Source organism: Armatimonadota bacterium, assembly GCA_016223145.1.
Classification (GTDB): Bacteria; Armatimonadota; Fimbriimonadia; order Fimbriimonadales; family Fimbriimonadaceae; genus Nitrosymbiomonas.
In genome coordinates this window covers 194,433-213,959 of sequence record JACRPN010000012.1, presented here as the reverse complement: position 1 = coordinate 213,959, position 19,527 = coordinate 194,433, and the positions used below count along the sequence as shown (strand labels likewise).

At 61.2% G+C, this 19,527-nt stretch carries 18 protein-coding genes; 2 read left to right on the top strand and 16 right to left on the bottom strand.

The genetic code is table 11. The annotated features are described in order from the left end of the window. The first annotated feature begins 4 nt into the window (after positions 1-4). The gene (locus HZC36_11175; protein ID MBI5707535.1) at positions 5-1,408 is read left to right on the top strand and encodes a DUF1501 domain-containing protein; all 1,404 of its coding nucleotides are present in this window, start codon (positions 5-7) and stop codon (positions 1,406-1,408) included. Between the two features lie 86 nt (positions 1,409-1,494). Here HZC36_11175 and HZC36_11170 read toward each other — a convergent pair whose 3' ends face one another. From HZC36_11170 to rpsF, 16 genes are all read right to left on the bottom strand, one after another. Then, complete coding sequence (locus HZC36_11170; protein ID MBI5707534.1) at positions 1,495-1,947, bottom strand: cytochrome C oxidase subunit IV family protein; 453 nt, start codon at positions 1,945-1,947, stop codon at positions 1,495-1,497. Positions 1,948-2,099: 152 nt separating this feature from the next. Further along, the gene (locus HZC36_11165) at positions 2,100-2,810 is read right to left on the bottom strand and encodes a cytochrome c oxidase subunit 3 (GenBank protein ID MBI5707533.1); all 711 of its coding nucleotides are present in this window, start codon (positions 2,808-2,810) and stop codon (positions 2,100-2,102) included. Beyond that, positions 2,810-4,510: a cbb3-type cytochrome c oxidase subunit I gene (locus HZC36_11160; protein ID MBI5707532.1), complete on the bottom strand. Its 1,701-nt coding sequence runs from the start codon at positions 4,508-4,510 to the stop codon at positions 2,810-2,812. Before HZC36_11160 ends, HZC36_11165 begins: the two co-directional genes overlap by 1 nt. After that, entirely contained in the window at positions 4,507-5,526 is a 1,020-nt protein-coding gene (coxB, locus tag HZC36_11155; protein MBI5707531.1) for a cytochrome c oxidase subunit II, read from the bottom strand. The genes HZC36_11160 and coxB overlap by 4 nt, the downstream gene beginning before the upstream one ends. Continuing rightward, complete coding sequence (locus HZC36_11150; protein MBI5707530.1) at positions 5,526-6,458, bottom strand: SCO family protein; 933 nt, start codon at positions 6,456-6,458, stop codon at positions 5,526-5,528. The genes coxB and HZC36_11150 overlap by 1 nt, the downstream gene beginning before the upstream one ends. Continuing rightward, on the bottom strand, positions 6,448-6,876 hold the full coding sequence (locus HZC36_11145; protein MBI5707529.1) for a hypothetical protein: 429 nt from the start codon (positions 6,874-6,876) through the stop codon (positions 6,448-6,450). Before HZC36_11145 ends, HZC36_11150 begins: the two co-directional genes overlap by 11 nt. After that, on the bottom strand, positions 6,869-8,047 hold the full coding sequence (locus HZC36_11140; GenBank protein MBI5707528.1) for a hypothetical protein: 1,179 nt from the start codon (positions 8,045-8,047) through the stop codon (positions 6,869-6,871). The genes HZC36_11145 and HZC36_11140 overlap by 8 nt, the downstream gene beginning before the upstream one ends. Continuing rightward, positions 8,044-8,634, bottom strand: a complete 591-nt coding sequence (locus HZC36_11135; protein ID MBI5707527.1) for a cytochrome c — start codon at positions 8,632-8,634, stop codon at positions 8,044-8,046. Before HZC36_11135 ends, HZC36_11140 begins: the two co-directional genes overlap by 4 nt. Before the next feature lie 71 nt (positions 8,635-8,705). Further along, a complete protein-coding gene (locus HZC36_11130) occupies positions 8,706-9,257 on the bottom strand; it encodes a DUF3341 domain-containing protein (protein ID MBI5707526.1) in 552 nt (183 codons plus the stop codon). Between the two features lie 15 nt (positions 9,258-9,272). Next, complete coding sequence (gene nrfD, locus HZC36_11125) at positions 9,273-10,712, bottom strand: polysulfide reductase NrfD (GenBank protein MBI5707525.1); 1,440 nt, start codon at positions 10,710-10,712, stop codon at positions 9,273-9,275. Further along, positions 10,702-13,749, bottom strand: a complete 3,048-nt coding sequence (locus tag HZC36_11120) for a TAT-variant-translocated molybdopterin oxidoreductase (protein MBI5707524.1) — start codon at positions 13,747-13,749, stop codon at positions 10,702-10,704. Before HZC36_11120 ends, nrfD begins: the two co-directional genes overlap by 11 nt. A gap of 17 nt (positions 13,750-13,766) precedes the next feature. Beyond that, positions 13,767-14,513 (bottom strand): cytochrome C, encoded by a 747-nt coding sequence (locus HZC36_11115; GenBank protein ID MBI5707523.1) that lies wholly within the window; start codon positions 14,511-14,513, stop codon positions 13,767-13,769. A 139-nt stretch (positions 14,514-14,652) separates the two neighbouring features. Beyond that, a complete protein-coding gene (locus HZC36_11110) occupies positions 14,653-16,521 on the bottom strand; it encodes a protoheme IX farnesyltransferase (GenBank protein MBI5707522.1) in 1,869 nt (622 codons plus the stop codon). Between the two features lie 187 nt (positions 16,522-16,708). Continuing rightward, complete coding sequence (locus HZC36_11105; protein MBI5707521.1) at positions 16,709-17,776, bottom strand: bifunctional phosphoglucose/phosphomannose isomerase; 1,068 nt, start codon at positions 17,774-17,776, stop codon at positions 16,709-16,711. Positions 17,777-17,779: 3 nt separating this feature from the next. Then, on the bottom strand, positions 17,780-18,199 hold the full coding sequence (locus HZC36_11100) for a single-stranded DNA-binding protein (protein ID MBI5707520.1): 420 nt from the start codon (positions 18,197-18,199) through the stop codon (positions 17,780-17,782). 18 nt (positions 18,200-18,217) lie between these two features. After that, the gene (rpsF, locus tag HZC36_11095) at positions 18,218-18,511 is read right to left on the bottom strand and encodes a 30S ribosomal protein S6 (protein MBI5707519.1); all 294 of its coding nucleotides are present in this window, start codon (positions 18,509-18,511) and stop codon (positions 18,218-18,220) included. Positions 18,512-18,810: 299 nt separating this feature from the next. On the opposite strand from rpsF, the gene HZC36_11090 reads away from it, so the two are divergent. Next, entirely contained in the window at positions 18,811-19,497 is a 687-nt protein-coding gene (locus HZC36_11090) for a PEP-CTERM sorting domain-containing protein (protein MBI5707518.1), read from the top strand. Positions 19,498-19,527 lie beyond the last annotated feature (30 nt).

Sequence of the window (19,527 nt, the reverse complement as noted above, 5' to 3'; positions counted from 1 at the left end):
TGCTATGAACTGGAAAGAGGATTGGTGCAGTTGCGACGGGACCGGACAGAGCGGCTCGCCTCGAGGCGCGGGACACGGGTGGGTGGAGGCCCAAGTCGCAGGCGGATGCTCGCCGAGCCATGAGTCGCGCCGTTCAACCAACGGCTTTGTGGGGCTTTCCAGGCGCTCGTTGATCTCCGTCGCCGGCATCGGGGCGCTCGGATGGGCCGCTCGCGGCTCTGTCCTTGCCCAGGTCGCCATGAGCCCATCTGGAGACCGGGGCGGCAACGTGCTGGTCGTGATCTTCCTGCGCGGCGGCATGGACGGGCTGAGCGCCGTGGTTCCGTACGGGGATGACGGCTATCACCGACAGCGGCCCACGCTGGGACTCTCGACCCCGAAGGACCGCGCTGCGGCCCAGATCGATCGGACACTGGACCTGGACGGGTTTTTCGGATTCCACCCCGCGCTGGGACCGCTCCTGCCGCTTTTCCGTGAGGGGCGGCTGGGCGTCGTTCACGCGATCGGGTCCGACGACCGGACGCGATCTCACTTCGAGGCGATGAACGCCATGGAGCGGGGCGTCGCCACCGCAAAAGGCATTGCGCCGGGAGGTTGGCTTGCCCGGTATCTGGAGGCATCTCCCGCTAAGAGCCCCTCTCCCCTCAGGGCCGTCGCGCTCACGAGCGTCATGCCGGATTCTCTAAGGGGCGCCACGCACGCCTTGGCTCTGGAATCCCTCGATGCCTTTCGTCTCGAGGTGCCCAAGGATGGCGAGGCCGCGGCATTTCGGCAGAGCCTTGCACAGCTCTACTCCGGGGATCGCGATCTGATCTCTCAGTCTGGGCACGAGACGCTGCAGGTGCTGGGGGCGCTCGAAAAGCTCGACCCCACCCGATATGTGCCGTCGGGAGGCGCCCAGTATCCCGAGGGAGACCTTGGGACCGCTCTGAAGCAGGTGGCGTTCCTGATCAAGGGTCGGTTGGGGCTGGAGGTGGCTTGCCTGGACAAGGGAGGTTGGGACACCCACTTCGGCCAGGGCCGCTCGTCGGGTCTACTGACTGGACTGCTTTCCGAGCTTGGGCAGTCCTTGGCGGCCTTCGCAGCGGACCTGGGCTCCGAAATGAGCCGCGTGACGGTGGTCGCGATGACCGAATTTGGCCGGCGCGCCTATGAGAACAGTACGCTCGGCACGGATCACGGACGCGGAAGCGTGATGCTCCTAATCGGGGGCGGGGTGAATGGCGGCAAGGTCCACGGCGTCTGGCCTGGGCTAGGCGAAGCCGACCTGGAGCAGCCGGGAGACCTGAGGGTTACCACGGACTACCGAAGCGTGCTGAGCGAGGTGCTTTCCAAACGCATGGGCTTCGGACAGGCGGAGAAGGTGTTCCCAGGGTTCGTGGGGAGTGGGGCCGGGGTGCTTCTGTAGGGCCTATAGGACCCACACGGCCTAAAGGACCTATAGGACCTATACGACTTATAGGTCCTATAGGTCGTATAAGTCCTACCTCTGGCCTATCGCGCGCCCCAGTACTGCCGAGGCGCCTCTTTCCCGAGCTCCGGCAGGTTCACGTTGGACTGATAGCTCTTGTTCTCGGTGGTCCAGCCCGGAGACGTTTCGTCGTGCCTTGTGCCGTAGTCGCAGAACATGATGAGCAGCAACGTCACCCACACGAACCCCCCCAGCGCAAAGACCTTCGAAAGCTGCGTGGCGTACTTCACACCCATGAAGTACAGCACGACATAGGTGGCCTTTATGCAAGCGATCGCCATGGCGACGATGTTCATCGCCCAGGTGAACCATGGTGCGTCGATGTGAGCTTCGTGGGCATAGATCGCCGCGCCGATCGTCAGGCACATCAGCACGAATAGCAATGCGAACACCTTCACGAACGTCGCCGGCGAGGTGACGTGGTGGGTGGACTCTTGGCCCGGAGGGCAAGTGGCGGCGTGGGTGTCGTGGCTCATGGTGGTTCAGGGGTTAGGGCATTGAGGCGTTAGGCATTGGGAACGGTGCGAAGGGCGAGGAGCGAAGGGCGACTGACGATAGCGCATTGCTTCGCTCTTCGTCCTTCTCCCTTCGATCGTTCATTCCTCATTCCTCATTCGTCATCCAAAAACTAGCGCGGCATCAGATAGAACAGTGGGTACAGGAATATCCAGACCAAGTCGACGAAGTGCCAATAGAGTCCCACCATTTCAGTCGGGATGTAGCTCTCGACCTGCGGGAACTTGCGCACCTTCATGAACATGATGATGGCGATGCAGAGCATGCCCACGACGACGTGGATGCCGTGCAGGCCCGTGATGCCGAAATAGATGCTGAAGTACATCTCCGCCGCGCCGCGAGGCACGTCGTGCAGCAGCGCCAAGATGCTCTGGTCGTATCCATCGTGCGGCGGCCAGGTGAACTGCGGGCCCGGGATCATGTGGTGCTGAAACTTCGGCGCCCATTCAAGCGCCAGCTTTATGGCAAGAAAAGCCGCACCGCACAGAACGGTGAATCCCATCATGCCGAGCTGTCTCTTGGTGTCTTTCTTCTGTGCGTAGTGCACGCCCATCGCCATGGAGAACGAACTCGCAAGGAGGATCATCGTGTTGATGCCGCCCAGCTTGATGTCGAGCAGTTGGTGCGTACGCCAGAAGTACTCCTGGTACTGCCAGCGGTACAGGATGTACGTGAAGAACAGCGGCCCGAAGAACATGACCTCGGTGACGAGGAACGTCCACATCCCAACGATGTAGCTCTCGTTCTGCTGGTCGATGTTCTCGTACTGGTGGAACACGCCATCGGCATGCCCGTGGTCCGAATTTGCCATGGTCGTCGACATTAGTTTCCGGCTCCTTCCGGCGAGTAGTCGTGCTCAAGCATGTCTGCCAGGGTCTCTTCCCGCTCGGCGAGTTCAGGGTCGTAGTTGTAGGCCTCTTCGGTCACGATCGGGATCGTCGTAAAGTTCTCAGTCGGCGGGGGCGACGGTGTGGTCCACTCAAGGCCTTTCGCGCCCCAGGGGTTCGGACCGGCGTCCTTGCCGTGCTTCAGCGACCAGAGCAAATAGAAAGCCGGCATGGCATATCCGATCGCCAGCACAAATGCGCCGGCAGTCGAGAGGATGTGATAGATCTGGAAGTCCGGCCACAGGTAGTAGTAGTGGTAGCGCCTCGGCATGCCCAGGTAGCCCATAGCGAACTGCGGCAGGAACGTCAGGTTGAACCCGACGAACGTGATCGCCGCCGAGAGCTTGCCAAGGTGCTCGTTGTACATCTTGCCGGTCATCTTCGGCCACCAGAAGTGCACGCCGCCGAGCATCGCCATCACCGCTCCGCCGACCATCACGAAGTGGAAGTGCGCGACCACGAAGTAGGTGTCGGTGAGGTGGATGTCGGTCGCCATCGAAGACAGGTAGAGCCCCGTGAGACCGCCCACCAGGAACAGCCCCATGAAGCCGAGCGCGTAGGCCATCGGCGTCTGAAGTCGGACCGAGCCCTTGAAGATCGTGGTGGACCAGTTGAACACCTTGACGGCGGAGGGGATCGCCACCAGGAAGGTGATGATCGAGAACACCATGCCCTGATACATCGACTGGCCGCTGACATAAAGGTGGTGGCCCCAAACCAAGAAGCCGAGGCCCGCAATCGCCAGCGACGAGAACGCCACGAACTCATAGCCAAAGATCCGCCGACGGCTAAAGCATGTGATGATCTCGCTGATGACGCCCATGCCGGGCAGAATCATGATGTAGACCGCGGGGTGCGAATAGAACCAGAACAGGTGCTGGAAGAGCACCGGGTCGCCGCCGAGCTCAGGGCTAAAGAACCCAAGATGCAGCGTCCTTTCTGCCAGGAGCATCAGCAGGGTGATCGCGACGACCGGGGTCCCAAGGATGATGATGATGCTGGTCGAATAGTGGCCCCACACATAGAGCGGGAGCCGGAACCAGGTCATGCCCGGCGCGCGCATCTTGTGGATGGTGACGATGAAGTTGATGCCGGTAAAGATCGAACTGAAGCCCGCCAGGAACGCCGCGCCGATGGTCAGCGACACCTGGGAGTTCGAATACATGCTCGCATAGGGGGCATAGAAGGTCCAGCCCGTGTCCACGCCGCCCATCGCAATCGCGACGATGGCGATAAGGCCGGCGATGATGTAGAGGTACCAAGACAGCAGGTTCAGGCGTGGAAAGGCAAGGTCCTTTGCCCCGATCATCATCGGAATCAGAAAGTTGCCCAAGGTCGCCGGGATCGACGGGATGAGGAAGAAGAAGATCATCACCACGCCGTGCAGCGTGAATATCTTGTTGTAGGTCTCGTTCTCCAGCATCACGCCGCGCGGCAGGATCAGTTCGGCACGGATCAGGCCCGCGAGGAAGCTGCCGACGGCGAAGAAGATCGTGACCGAGATCAGATACAGGATCGCGATTCGCTTGTGGTCCTTGGTTAGGAGCCACGAAGCGATCGTGTGCCCGTTGTTCAGGTAGTTCGATTCCGGCTTGGGCGCTTCGGCTGCAGGGTTCTTGACGGTACTCGCTCTCATCGTGTGGTTCCTGTCTGGTTCGTGGCTGCAGGCGCTGATGCCGGCTTCCTGGAGGGTCCGCCCAAGGTGCGGATGTACTCATAGAGATACAGAAGCTGATCCTCGGTGATGTCGTCCTTGTAGGTCGCCATCGTGTTGTCGTAGCCCTTCACGAGGTGTTTTTCCGGGCTGACAATCGACTCTCGCACGTACTCGCGGTCTGCGACCTTCTTCGAGCCGTCCGTAAAGTCGCGTGTTTTGCCAACCAGGCCAAAAAGCGTCGGGCCGCGTTCGGTGTCGGCATCGACGTGGCAGGTGGCGCAACGGTAGCGTTCGAACAGCGCTTTGCCTTGGGCCACAGGAGTCAAATCCGTCTCCTTGACCTTCTCGCCGCCGTTGGCCTGCCACTTGTCAAAGTCGGCCTGCGACATCACGTACACGTAGCCGCCCATTTCCGAGTGCTGCGTCCCGCAATACTCCGCACAGAAGATCGGATACTTGCCTGGCTTCGTCGCCTTGAACCATTGCATCGTATAGCGGCCTGGCACCACGTCTTGCTTCATCCGGAACGCCGGAATGTAGAAGCTGTGAATGACATCTTGGGCAATCATGACGAGCTTGATGTCCTTACCCACCGGAACGTGCAGTTCGTTGTTCTCCCGGATGCCGTTTGGGTGCTGGATGTGCCACATCCACTGCTTGCCGATCACGTAGATCTCTTGGGCGTCCTTCGGCGGGATGCGCTGCTGGACGAACAAGTACGACGACCAGAAGAACATGCCCATCGCCAAGATGAACGGCACCGCGGTCCAGGTGATCTCGAGGAGCATGTGCGAAGTCGGCGCGTTCGAACGGTCCGCCTTGACGCCATGCCGGTAGCGGATCACGAACACCGTGATCATGATCACCACGACCACGATGAAGAACACCGTCAGGGCCGTCGTGGCAAAGAAAATGCTGTCATACGGCTTGGCGAACTCGGACGCCTGTTCCGGCATCAGAGGCATATTGAATTGAGCGAGAAGCGATCCTGGCATCAGTGGCCCTCGGACGGATTGGCGTCCGTTCCTCCCTGGTCTGGCGCGTCGCCGGGTTTCAGCGGGGTGCGCCTATATTTCAGCGACATGTGGATGATCGAGCCGGCGACGATGGCGACCGTCGCCAAACCGGACCACAGCAAGATGTTCTCGACCGCCACGCGGTATTTGCCGGTCGTGGGGTCATAGGCATAACAGGCTGGGAAGCGAATTGTCGGGCTCTTGGTGCCCACCTGGTTCCGCTTGGCTTCTTCGACCGCCGTCTGGAACTCCAGCGCGGCGTAATTCGCTCCCTCCTGATAGTAGGAAACCCTGCCGTCGGGCGTGGCGAACACGATGCATGTCGGGTGGACGATAGTGTCCATCTCGGGCACCTTGTGGAACCGGAAGCCGATCGCCGAGGTCAGCGACTGAATCGAAGCCTCGTCGCCCGTCAAGAAGTGCCAGCCTTCGGCGTTCTCCCCATAGCGGGTGTGCTCCATCCAGTACTTCTTGGCGTCGGCGGCCATCTTGGTGGTCTCGTCCGACTTGAAGCTGAACACCAGCACGTCGAAATCGCGTCCAATGCGCTCCTTCTTCTGCTGTCCGAGCACTTGGACCACGCCGTCGCGGGTCATCAGACAAGCGCTCTTGCACTCGTAGAACACCGGGACGATCACCACCGGCCGATCCTTGAAGTAATCGCCAAGCCTGACCGTCGCGCCGGTTTCGTCCTTGAACTTGAGACCCAGCGGCAAGCTCGACCCCAGCTTCTGGGTGATGCCGATCTTGTCGTCGAACGGGGTCTTGACCGTATCCTGCGCCGTTGCGAAAGCGCTGATTGCCAGCACGGATGCCATCAAGAAGCGATGGGCGATGCGCGCTGCGCAATAAGGAAGTCGCGAAATGCGAAGACCGAAGGGCGAAGGGCGAAGGGGGACATTAGTTCGCATGGGGCGCCTCCGTCGTTGCGGGCTTGATACCCTCGTTTGCCACCTGATCCATGGCTTCCTCGATGGGGATGCGATACGTTCCCTTTCGGGGGTCCACGACCCCGGCACTGTTGAGTTCCTGGTGCTCCCGGCCCTTAAGGTCGACAATGTCCTTGGTCGCCGTATGGTTGGTCTGCACCAGCGGGTTGACGCCACCCGGCAGGATCGGCGCCTCTGTTCGGGCTCGGGTTATGCCGCCCGGGAAGGAAAACGGAATCCCGTAATTGTAGAGCGCGATTATCGCCACGATGCAGATAACGGTGAACACGAAGAATATCCCCACGGGCTTGAGGATGTGGGACATCTTCATGTCCCGCGTGTCGTAGCGGTCCTCGGGGCGCGTGGCTTCGTTGATCGCATTTTGGTCGGCACTATGCATGGTGGTACGCCTCCTGAAGCCGCTTGTCGTGGATCGGAATCAGCGCGCCCTGGCCCAGTTGGCTCAAAAAGGCGAACGCCCAAACGGCGCCCATGGCGGCAAAGCAGAGCAGGTCGGGCAGCAGGTGCACCTCGACGTTGCCCGTGCGCATGAACGGCGCCACGATCCAGAAGAAGTCGATCAGCCGCATCGCCAGCACCCACACGCACATCCCCATCAGCAGCCTGGGGGTGGCCTTGAGCTTCGGCGACATCAGCAGGATGAATGGGATCAGGAATTGGCCGACGATGAGAACCAGCGCGAGCTTGTCCCACCCGCCTTGGGAGCGGATGACGAAGAAGCTGATGAACTCGCTGAGGTTGCCCTGCCAGATAATGATGAACTGCGAGACCGACGTGTAGGCCCAGAGCAGCGTGAACACGAACATCATGTTGCCAAGGTCCTTGGTCAGCCCCCTGTTGATGATCGCTTTGTACGGCTCGCTGCCCGAGTTGCGCAGCACAATGAGGTTGGTCAGGGCGATCGTGGTCAGAACCGCGCCCACCATTAGCCACGCGCCGAAGATGGATGAGAACCACTTCAGGTCGAGCGACATGATCCAGTCCGTGACCGCCATCGTGAGGCTGATCACGTAAACCGGCAGTATCACCGCCGAGGCCGACGAGCGAAACGCGGCGGCACGATCGTTCAGCGTCTTGTCCTGTTCGAGCGAGGATCTCCTCATCCAGAATGCGATGCCTGCCCAGAGCAGTAGATAGACCACCTGCCGGATCGTGAACGAGGACTCGTTCAGGTACCACGTCTTGTACTGCAGCATCTTGGACTCGTGCATCACCTCGTGGTTGGTCCACTTGTAGAGCGCCGAGAGGTTGGTGAAGATGGGCAAACCGGCGAGGAAGAGCAAGACGAACGACACCCAGCTTCCACCGGCTTCATAGAGCCGCATGGTGCTAAGGCTCCAGGTCGGCCGGATCGTGTGATGCAAAAGGGTAAGTCCCAGGCATCCGAGCGCCAGGAGCATCCAGAAAAGCCAGCCCATGAGGTAGGACTGGATGGCCGTCTTGTCGGACGACATCATGGCGACGGCCCCGATCACAAGAAGCACGGCGGCGAGGAACGCCGCCATGGCGTACTTGCGGAGGCCTGTCGGGGCAGCGGATTCGATGCTCATTCGTGGTTCTCCCCGACTTTGTCGGTCTTGGCCGATTCGATGGCTTGGATCTGCTCGGGGGTCAGGTCCGAAGCCTTGGCGTTCTGGCTCTTCTGCAGGGCTCGGATGTAGGCGGCGATGGCCCACCGGTCGTCAGCGTCGATGCGCGCTCCATAGGGGAACATCACGCCTGCGCCGTTGGTGATCACGTCGAAGAAGTGGCCGATCGGAATCTTGCGCAGCCGGTCGGTGTGATACGAAGCCGGGGTTCGCCGCACCGCGAGGCCGCGCTGCGTGATCATCCCTTTGCCGTCGCCGAGCGCACCATGGCAGGGCGTGCAGAAGATCTCAAACCGCTCCTTGCCGCGTCCGAGCACCTTGCGCAAACCCGCAGGATCGGCGGTGCTGAGGGTCTCGCCATTGATCACAAGCTCAGAGGGAAGCGTCGTGACCAGCTTGCCGTCCTTGTAGGCGGTGTAGCGGGGGTCGCCGTCGCGGTTCTTGCCCCAGGCGACGGTTCCTTCGACCTTGGGCCTGTCGGCACGGCCATCGGCAAATACGTTGGTGTCGAACGGCTGCTGCGGCAGGGCCTTTGGCTGACGCCACATGTCGGTATGGCAGCCCGCCAGAAAGATAAGTCCTATAAGACTTAATGGACTTATACGCCTTATCAGAGATTTCAACTCACCACCTCCGACACCTCGAGCGCACCCAGCCCCTTCAGGAACTTGGAGACCTCGGCCGAGTTGAATTTGGGGTCCTCGGCTTCCACGCAAAGGAAGAACCGGTCTTGCGAGCACCGCTTGAAGTTCTTGGCCTCGAAGATCGGGTGGTGCGGCCTCGGCAGCCCGTTCAAGCCGAGCATCGCCAGAACTGCCGTACCCGCCGCGAAGAGCACCATGCACTCAAACGTGACCGGGATAAACGCGGGCCAGGAGAACAGCGGCTTGCCGCCCACATTGTGGGGATACGCCACCATCGAGACCCAGGTCTGGAACCCGAATCCCGTGCAGGCGCCCGCAACACCTCCGAAGAAGATCATCCACTTGAGCCGGTGGTCTTCCTTATCCACGGCGTCTGCGAGGCCATGAACCGGGAACGGCGTGTAAGCCTCGAACTTCTCGTAGCCTTCTTCCCGCGTGCGCTTGGCGGCGGAAAGAATGGCGTCCGGATCATCGAACTCTGCGACGACTCCGTACACCTGTGGGCTTTTGGGTTCTTCGTGCGACATGGTGGTGTATTTCCCTTACTCTCCGTGGGCGCCGCCTCCAGCCGGCTGGTTGGCATGTTTGTCCTCATGCCGCAGCATCAGGCGCATCTTGTAGAGAAGGTCCTTCATTTCAAAGATGTTGATGGCGGGAACGAACCGGATGAACAGCCACATCATGAAGATGAAGAAGCCGATCGTTCCAAAGAACATCGAGAAGTCCCAAACCGTTGGCTGGTACGTGTGCGACGAGCTGGGCAGATAGTCGCGGTGCAGGCTCATCGGAATGATCACGAACCGCTCCAGCCACATGCCGATGCTGACCGCCACGCAGATCCACCACACCGCCGTGTTGTTTGCACGGATCTTCGGCGACCAGAGCGGCTGAATCGCGACGAAGTTGCAGATCCAGAGGAAGTAGTACAGCCAGCGGTATTGGCCAAAAAGGCGGCTCTCCATCAGCTGGAGTTCGTAGGGCGCGCCGCTGTAATACGCGTAGAACACCTCGCAGAAGTAGCCGTAACACACAATCATGCCGGTCGCCAGCATGATCTTCGACATCCAGTCGATATGGCGCTGGGTGATCATGCCCTCGAGGCCGTACATCCGTCGGACCGGGATCGCGAGCAGCATGACCATCGCGAAGCCCGCGAAAATGGCGCCCGCGACGAAGTACGGCGGGAACAGGGTCACGTTCCACCCGGGCACGATGCCCGACGCAAAGTCGAAGGACACGATCGAGTGGACCGAAAGCACGAGCGGGGTGGATAGGCCCGCAAGGATCAAGTAGGCAGTCTCATAGCGCTGCCAGTGCCGTGCCGCGCCGCGCCAGCCCATCGCCAGAATGCCGAAGATCTTGGCGACGTAGCCCTTGCTGGCTTTGTCGCGCAGCGTCGCGAAGTCAGGAATGAGGCCGACGTACCAGAACAGCGCGGAAACGGTGAAGTAGGTCGAGACCGCGAACACGTCCCACATCAGCGGGCTGCGGAACTGCGGCCAAAGCGCCATCCAGTTTGGATATGGGAACAGCGAGTACATGCCTATCCACGGCCGGCCCATGTGCAGAAGCGGGAACATGCCCGCGCACATGACGGCGAAGATGGTCATCGCCTCCGCGAAGCGGTTGATCGCGTTGCGCCAAGGCTGCCGAAGCAAGAGCAGGATCGCCGAGATCAGAGTTCCGGCGTGGCCGATACCAATCCACCAGACGAAGTTGATGATGTCGAACGCCCATCCCACCGGCTGGTTGTTTCCCCAAATTCCGATGCCCATGTAGAGCAGATAGGCCACGGTCAGGCCGAGGATGTTGACCCCGACAAATCCCAAGAAGGCGATCACATACCAACTCTTCTTATGGCTCGCCGATTGGAGAACCACATTCCCGATCGTCTCTTCGAGAGATCGGTAACTCTCGCCCGGAGCCAGAAGCTCGTGGGACGTGTCAAGCATGGGAGCCTTCGGTTCTTCCTTAAGCGCCATGGGTCCCCTCGATCGCTTCGATTTCCTTGTTCACGTTTCTTACCTTTGCCAGATACTTGAGTCGTGGCCTTGTGTTGACTTCCCGGAGGAGCGTATACGCCCTCGGGTCGCGCTGCCACTTGTTGACCGCGCTCTTCTCGTCGCTCAGGTCGCCAAAGACGATCGCCTTGCTCGGGCAGGCCTGTTGGCAAGCCGTCACAATGTCGCCGTCTTTGATCGCCGTGTTCGACTTCTTGGACTCGATTCGCGCCGCGCTGATTCGCTGCACGCAGAACGTGCACTTCTCCATAACTCCGCGGCCCCTAACGGACACGTCGGGGTTGTTGAGCAGGGTCAGCGTCGGGTAGTCGGTCTTGTCGGCGTAGTTCAGGAAGTTGAACCGACGGACCTTGTAAGGGCAGTTGTTCGAGCAGTACCGGGTGCCCACGCAGCGGTTGTAGACCATCTGGTTCAGGCCTTCCTTGCTGTGCGTGGTCGCCGCCACAGGGCAAACAGGCTCGCACGGCGCGTTTTCGCAGTGCTGACACGTCACCGGCTGATGCAGGACCTCCGTCGGGCTGTCGAATCCCCCCTTGTAGTAGCGGTCCACCCGGATCCAGTGCATCTCGCGGCCCTTGATCACCTGGCTCTTGCCAACGCTCGGGATGTTGTTCTCCACCTGACAGGCCTGGGTGCAGGCGTTGCAGCCGGTGCAGAGGCTAAGGTCGATGGTCATCGCCCAGCGATAGCCGTCGTACTTGAACTCCTCGTCGTTGTAGAGCGAATGGAGCTCCTCCTTTTCCTCGGCGGGATGCGGTGAGAAGTTGGGGTTGGCGGCCATTTCGCCGATCGTCCCCGAGCGCACGATGTCGAGCGGCATGACGCCCTCGGTGGTGGCCATTACGTGGTGCTCTTGCGTGTTGGCGACCGGCTGCCGGCCACCCACCTTCGTGATCGTGCCGCCCGCAGCCATGTTCGGCGACTGCCAGGTTCGAAGTGGGTTTACATCGAACCCGCGCACCTCGTTGCCGTCGAAGAACGAGAGCGGCGCGCCGGAGACCCGCCCGTAGCCCATGTGGACCACGATTTGGTCTTCCGCCTGGCCGTAAGCGAGAAAGATCGGGCCCTCGACCTTCTTGCCGTTCACCTCGAGCGAAACCAGGTCCTGGTTCTCCACTCCAAGCTTCTCGGCGGTCTTCGGCGAGACGAGCACCAGGTTGTCCCAGGTGACCGAGGTCATCGGGCGGGGCAGTTCTTGCAGCCAGGCGCATGTCCCGTACCGGCCATCGTGGATCGTTGCGTCCGGCAGGAAGAGCACTTCGGGACCCTCGATCGGCCTGGCGGCCGGCATCCCGCTGAGGTCGGCCGTGGCCGTCACGCTGACCGCAGGAAACGCCGAGCCCCGGATCATGCCGTCATGAACGATCTGGTTCCAGTCCTTTTGGAATGCCGCGCCCGCGTTGGGGTTCAGATCGGTGTCAACCGCTCCGGCGGGACGATGCGTGTCTTCGACGATCGCTCGTGACTTGCGCGGGCCCCCCGAAAGCGTCTCAAGGAACTCGATGGCCGCCAGCGACGGGTAGATCGGCGCGATGAGCGGCTGAGCCACCGAGATCGTGCCATCGTGCCCCCGGGCGTCTCCCCAAGCTTCGAGGTAGTGCGACTCGGGCACGTGCCACTGGCAGACGGCGCTGGTTTCATCCTGATAGAGGCCGAGCCTTGCCGAGAACTTGGCCTTGGCGAAAGCTCCCTTTGCGTTCACATCGCCTGGAGCGAGGTAGACCGGGTTTCCTCCGAGAACGAGCAAAACGTCGACCTTGTCGGCATTTAGATCGGCAACGGCGTCTTTCAGCGTAAAGGCCGTGTCGGGTCCGACCTCGGGAACTTCCGTGTAGGTCACAGTCTGGCCGACGGCGCCAAGCTTGGCGTTCATCGCATGGGCCAGGGCGTGTACCGAAGGGGGCTGATGCTCGCCTGCAAGGACGACGCAGCGCCCAGAAGCCGATTGAAGGTCTTTCGCGACGGCATCGAGCCAAGCCGCGTTCAGCCGGGGGTCGTTCGCCACCGAATTGGCTACGCCAACTTGGGATGCGAGACGTCCGGCCGCGGCCTGGACCTGCGAGGCCTTGACCCTGAGCGCGTGGTCGGCGGTAGCGCCGGTCGAACTGGGCGAGCTTTCGATCATGTAGAGCCGGCTCATGCGCGAGGCGTCTCCGCCCGCAACGGTTCGGCGGCTCGCGAAATCCTGGGAATAGCGCGCCACCCCTGAACCTGAAAGCAGGAAATCAGCGTCGAGCGACACGATCACGTCGGCCCGCTCGAAGTTGTACACCGGGTTGACCCGCCTGCCAAACGCAAGCTCCGTCCCAGCAAATTCATTGTCGCGGCCCGCGGGCTCGTAGACGCACCACTTCGCGCCGGGGTACTTCTTGAGAAACGCCTTGATCTGCCCTGCAAGGCTCGGCGAGGTGATCGCTTCCGTCACCAGCACGACCCCCTGGCCATTGCCCGCCTTCCCCGCAAGCGCGGCCTTGCCCGCTTTTAGGAACTCGGCGAGAGAGGTGGACTCCCTGCCCCTCATCGTCTGCTGCGACCGGAAGGGATCGTAGAGCCCGTAGATGGACGCCTGCGTGATCGCGCTCGACTTGCCGAGGCTCGAAGGATGAAGCGGGTTACCCTCGACCTTGGTCGGGCGGCCCTGGCGGCTCTCGACCAAGACGCCGATCCCATAGCCACCGTGCACGAACGTGCTCGCGTAGTACTCCGGCTTGCCGGGGACCGAATCCTCAGGCATCTTGACAAACGGGACGATCTTGTCCTTGTCCAGCCTTCGACAGCCGGTCAGAGAGGCCATCATCACGGCGGCGCCGGTCAGCTTGAGGAAGTTCCGCCGGTCCACCTGGAGCATCGTGGCCCGCTCAGGGAACTCGTCCTCGACCCACTTCTTGAACGAAGGGGTGTCCATCACCTGGCTCAGGCTTCGCCACCATTTGGGTCCGCCCTTGGAGAGCTTTTCCCGGACCTCCGCTACGCTAATGCTGTTCTTCTCCATCTCCATCCTTGCTTTCCTATCCGTTAGCGGTGGCAGATCCAGCAATCCGAAAGCTGCTCCTTCTTCACGCCGTATTTCTTGACCAGGGCCTTCCCTTTCTCGATCTCCTCCGGGGTGGCCGTGTGGGCCGAATCCACCCACAGCTCATACTCCGTTGGGGTCAGCTTCTCGCCTCGCGAGGCCTTCTTGTAGAGCTCAAACGCGCCGTCTTGGGGGCTGAGCTTCGGGTCCTGCGCGTTCGCGCCGATGAACGCCTCCGGGTTCCGGTGGCAGGTCAGGCACCAGTCCATCGAGAAGTACTTGCCCTTGTAGGTCATCTGCATCTGGCCCACGCGGCCATGGCACTGGTTGCAGTTGAGGCCTCGCGAGACGTGGATGCTGTGATCGAAGTACACGAACTCCGGAACCTTGTTGATCTTGTTCCAGACCAGCGGGGTGTTGTTGTCGTAGCTGTCGCGCACCGGCTGCAGCAGCGGGGAGTTCGTCCACACCTGGGAGTGGCAGGACATGCAGACCTCGGAGCCCGGGACGCCGGCGACAGGGCCCTTCTCCACGTTCCAGTGGCAGTAACGGCAGTCGATTCCGAGCTCGAACGCGTGGTGCTTGTGGCTGAAGGGCACCGGCTGATCGAGGGGCACCTCCACGTTGGTGTTTGCCGGCCCCCGGGTGAAGGTGCTGCCCAGGTAGAAAAGCGCAAAGGGCGTGCCCGCGCCAAGGATGAGGCTCAACTTGGCGAGCGTGTTGGAGTAAGACGGAAATAACTGGGCCATTAGAAGCGCTCCTTCGCTATCGGGAACTCCGGGGTTTGAAAACGCAGAGAATCGGCACGCTCCCACGCGCCGATTCCCGGTCTTTCGACCGACAACTGTGACACAAAAAAGTCAAGATTGGCAAGTGGCGAGCGCCGCATCACAGCAGCACCGCCCGGTCGATGGCCAACACGAGGAACAGAAGTGCAAGGTAGACCATCGAGTACTTGAACACCACGAGCGCTTCCTTTCTTTCGGGTTTTTTGTACAGCCGATGGCAAGCCGCCATGAGGAGCAGGTTCAGCACGACGGCCGTCACGAGATAGAACATGCCCACGTGGGCTTGAAGGTAGGGAAGAAGGCTGACCGCCGCGGTCAGCACGGCATAGAAGAAGATCTGGATGACGGTCACCCGGTCGCCCCTAACCACCGGGAGCATCGGCACTCCGGCAGCGGCGTAGTCGTCCTTCATTAGGAGCGCCAGGGCCCAAAAATGGACGGGGGTCCACACAAAGATCAGCGCAAAGAGGAGCCAGGCGAAGAGGTTCAGGTCTCCCGCCACCGCCGCCCAGCCCACCAGGGGAGGGAACGCACCGGCGGCGCCACCGATCACGATGTTCTGCCAGGTGCGCCGCTTCAGCGCCAGGGTATAGACCAGCACGTAGAAGGCGAGTCCCGCCATCGCGAGCACCGCCGTGAGCAGGTTCGCTCCGGCCCAGAGAATCGCAAACGACGCCGCGCCGGTGATGAGCCCAAAGCCAAGCGCCTTGTTGGAGGGAATCACCTGGGTCACCGTCGGGCGGCTCGCGGTTCGCTTCATGAAGCCGTCGATGTCCCGATCGATCACCATGTTGATCGCGTTCGCCGAACCTGCCGCCAAGTAGCCGCCGACGGCCACGCTGAGGAAGAGCCAGAAACCTGGCCAGCCGCCGCCCGCGATGAACATCGCGGCCAAGGTGGTGAAGAGGAGAAGGCTGATGACGCGGGGCTTGGTGAGGGCCACATAGGCCTTGGCCAGCTCTTTGCGGGTGGGCGCCAAAGCAGAAGGACTCTCGGGCGCCGCCTCGCCAAACGCCTCTGCCTCGTAGCGGCTGACCCCTTCGGCCGTCGCGCTCAGGGTCAGCAGGACGAGCAGGCCCCAGTTAATGTCGGCCAGCGCCAAATGCACGAGCTGCATCCAGACCGGCGCCATCAAGATGATGTTGAGGATGCCAACGCCGATCTGCACCAGCACGATGGCGGTCAGCCAATTGGCGATCTTCTTGACCTGCTCGGAGGCTCTCAGCTTTGTTGCGAGGCCAGAAAGGAGCAGCATGTAGAGCCCCACCGAGGCCGCCAAGAGCGGGTGGAGCATTCGGAGCCGGATTAGGAAGTGCGCAGTGGGGTTGAGGTCCTGTTGAATGCCCTCAGCGAGGCTCTTAGCGGGGTAGAGCGTGTCGCCGAGCGCGGTCACGGCTCCACTGATGCCCAAAATCGTGAGTCCGACCAACCCTGCCGCCAGCGCCCACCCGAAGGCCCCTTGCTCCCTCCAGCGGGTCTTGGCGCCACCCGAAGCATAGAAAGCCGTCGCGACTAGCGAACCGAGCAGGAAGAAGGTGTTGACCAAATGGACCGACATTGCGACCGCGCGGCCCACGGAGGCGTCCTGCGCAACCCATTGCTGCTTGACCAGCACGGCGCCGAGAAGTGCTTCGACGATCGTGAAGAACATCGCGGCAACCGCCGCTTTTCTGGCAGGCGATCCCGCCGTAAAGCGGCGAAAAACCGTCGCCAGCAGCGCGAAGATGAGGATTCCGCTTATGCCGCTGGTCACGCGGTGCGTGAATTCGATGAGCCGGGCGGTGGGCGCGTTGACGGGAATGACCTCGCCGTTGCAGAGCGGCCAGTGTGCGCCGCAGCCGTCCCCGGAGTTCGTGGCCCGGACAAACGCCCCAAACACGATCACGCCGATCGTGTAGAGAAGCACCCCACGGGCAAATCTGCCCGTGGATCCGCCGCCGTTCCCGTTTGAAATGTTGAGTAAGCCCATCTGCCGCTCTGGCCCGCTCGCCCGCCTGATGAGGTACGGACGAAACAAGCACACAGAATAACATCCGGTACTACGAGACAATCCTTACGATTCTCTCAAGATTCTTGTGATCTTTCCGGGATTTGAACTCAAAATCTGCGGCACTGAACCAATCCGATGATTTTTCGGCAAGATTGGCGACCAGCGATCAAGCGACTCTGGCGAGAGCTGACTTTAGGACGTTGATGGAGTCGATGTTCTCCGGGTCGACCCCATTGAGTGCCGCGAGATAGAGCGACACGAAGTCGCCGAACAGGGTCAGAGAGAGCATCTTCTCGAGGAGCGTCTCGCCTCTGGCCTGAACGCGGAACACCTCGGCTTTGTCGCCGATCAGCTCGGTGGACACCCTCGCGCGCTCCTTCATTTTGGGGCTCTCATGGCCGTCCTCCAAGATGACCACAGCCCAATCCTCGACACCCTGTCGGTCGGCGAGCACCCAGCCCAAGATCTCGTTATGATTTAGCTCTGGGAAGGTGTGGCAAAAGCTGAGCACCTTGGCGTTTTCGCCGACTTGCCCCTTCCACCGGTACGCGACAATCCCTTGCCAGCCGCCTAACCCGTAGAAAATCGGCGCCTTTCCATAGAGGGCCTGTGCGAGCTTCTTCGGGGCGTTCTCTTCAAAGGGGGTGTCGATCCCCCAATCCGAGACGCACTGCTCGAGCAGCGCAAACGCTGAGCCGAAATCCTGCTCGGGCAAAAGCCCCCAGCGCTCGCAGGCGTTGACGACCGGTACGAACAGGTAGCCCAATGCCGTCCTCGGAGGCTGGCCGCCCGGGATGTTGATGAGCGGAATGCCCGCCTGAGACGCCATCTCCGCTATTTTGCCGCCACTGGTAAGCGCGGCCATCTGGCACCCTGCCGCCTGGGCGAGCTTGAACGAGGAAATCGTCTCCTCGGTGTTGCCGGAATAGCTGCAGGCAAACACCAGCGTCTGCGCGCCGGCGCAATGTGGGAGGCCGTAGTCCCGGTTAACCGTAAAGGGAATCTTCGCGCTGGCCTCAAAGAGCGCGCGGACGAAATCGCCTCCCGCCGCCGAGCCGCCCATTCCGGTCAGGATCGCGAGATTGGGCTGAACCGCCAGATCGGGCAACGGCGTTTCGGAGGCGATCGCGAGCGCGGTCTTGCACTGCTTCGGGAATTCGCACGTCAGCCGGTACATCTCCGACGGGTCGTTTCGAAGAACGAAAGAGGCGTCGTCGAGAGGGTGCTGGGACATCTATTACTCTTCTGCGAAAGGATCGTATTCGTCGACGTCTGGGGCCGCGCCAACAGCGGCCGGTCTCGTACCACCTTCAGAATGGCCTCCGCCGGCATCATCCTTCGGGCGATCCAAGCCCTGGACGTTCTCAGCCACGATCTCCACGACTTCGCGCTCCGCCCCATCGCTTCCCGTGTACTTCCTGGACTGTAGACGTCCGTCAACAGCCACGAGCCGGCCCTTGTGAAGGTAGTTGGCGACGTATTGAGCCGACTGGCCCCATGCGGTGCAACGGAAAAAGTCTGCATCCGGCGACCCGTCCTGGGGCTTCATGCGCTTGGTGACTGCCAGGCTGAAGGAGCAAACGTCCTTACCAGTCTGCGTAGTTCTGAGTTCAGGGTCGCGCGTCAGGCGGCCCACCAACACGACGCGATTGATCATTTTCGATCTCCCCCGAGCTTAATGCTCGACCTTGAAAACGCGATGGCGAATGACGTCGTCATTGATGCCGAGCAAGCGGCTCAGTTCCGCCGGCGCCTTTGCGGGCGCATCGAACGTGAGCAAGACGTAGGTGCCCTCTTTGTGGCCGTCGATCGGGTAGGCCAGCTTTCGCTTGTCCCACTTCCCGGCGCTCTCGACGGTGCCGCCCTGCTCTTCGACGACGGCTTTGTAGCGGTCGGCGATCTTCTGAACGTCGGCGTCGCTCAAGCTGGGCTTGACGATCACCATGGCTTCGTATTTTCGTTGGTTCATCTTGAGATTCCCTCTGGACGCTGCTAGCGGCTCCCGGCGCACCAGGAGCAGGGCGATGCGAACGCAAATTCTACCTGATGGCCAAGGGAAAGATGCGCTGCGTGTCTGGCGGTCCTTTGGATAGGTCTCCAAAGGTTGCTGCGTGTAATTTGATGGGTGGCTTACGCGGCAACAGGAATCGTGACAGGTACTTTTGCCAGAAAACAGTATTTGAGTATTGGCTTTTTGAAAGTCCTTCGCTCATAGTGTTGTATCGCCCAGCGCTGTTGCCGGGCGCGTTTGGTCTGAGGAGGAACAATATGAAGCGTCTCTTAGCGATTTCTTTGCTTGCCGTTGTCTCGGGCGCAATGGCCACTGAGTTTGGCCCCGGTGCTGCCTTTGCTATCCCCGATAGCAGTGCAACCGGTGGCCAGAGCACGATCAACGTCTCGGGACAGAATCCCGTCGTTGGTTCGCTCAACTGGGTCCGAGTCGAGTTTGGCACGACCCGATCCACTACCGGCTCAACTCGCTGGCATACGTGGGTCGGCGACCTGATCGCCATCTTCACGCATGTGTCTTCGGGAACCTCGATGCACTTATTCAGCCGCACAGGAGCCACAACTGGAACTTCGATAGGCGACTCATCGAACCTGGCCGGCAGCTATAAGTTCTTCGAGACCGGCAGCAGCTTTGCCGCTGAAGCTGCTCTCGGAACGACGAGCTACATTCTTCGGCCCGGCGACTATGCCCGATCCACGCATGCCGCCGGCGCGGGCGCGGGTAACTCCAGCAATGGCACTGCCCAATACAACGCTGGCACCTTTGCCAGCTTCACCGGCCTCGCCATGAACGGAGACTGGAACTTGAAGGTCGTCGATAACGCCGGTGGCGACGTGGGCGACGTGGTTTCATGGTCGTTCGACGCGACCCCGACCCCCGAGCCCGCCAGCTTGGCCGTGCTCGGACTCGGCGCTGCGGTTCTGCTTCGCAGAAAGCAGAAGTAACCCATTCCGTCGAAGAGACATGGAAGGGGC